General features: G+C 49.7%; 2 tRNA genes. Both read left to right on the top strand.

Annotation, left to right across the window (positions count from 1 at the left end):
- The first annotated feature begins 67 nt into the window (after positions 1-67).
- A tRNA-Asp gene (locus tag AC1DMU_RS29765) sits at positions 68-143 on the top strand.
- Positions 144-230: 87 nt separating this feature from the next.
- Positions 231-305: transfer RNA gene (locus AC1DMU_RS29760), tRNA-Gln, on the top strand.
- Positions 306-378 lie beyond the last annotated feature (73 nt).

The raw sequence follows: 378 nt of genomic DNA, 5'->3' as shown, positions 1-378 counted from the left end.
AGCACGGTAGCTCGTCGGGCTCATAACCCGAAGGTCGCAGGTTCAAATCCTGTCCCCGCAACCAAATGGTCCCGTGGTGTAGTGGTTAACATGCCTGCCTGTCACGCAGGAGATCGCCGGTTCGACCCCGGTCGGGACCGCCATTTTAACTTCTGCTATTTGGCAGTTGTTTTTTATTGGGCATTATGTTACAATAACATTTGTCTTTGGAAAGAAGATGAATATTTCGATGGGCTATAGCCAAGCGGTAAGGCAACGGACTTTGACTCCGTCATGCGCTGGTTCGAATCCAGCTAGCCCAGCCATTTACGAGCCATTAGCTCAGTTGGTAGAGCATCTGACTTTTAATCAGAGGGTCGAAGGTTCGAATCCTTCATG

It is taken from the genome of Bacillus sp. 01N45, assembly GCF_056399205.1.
Note: the sequence above shows the minus strand (reverse complement) of the source record. Positions and strands in the feature narration are given on the sequence as shown.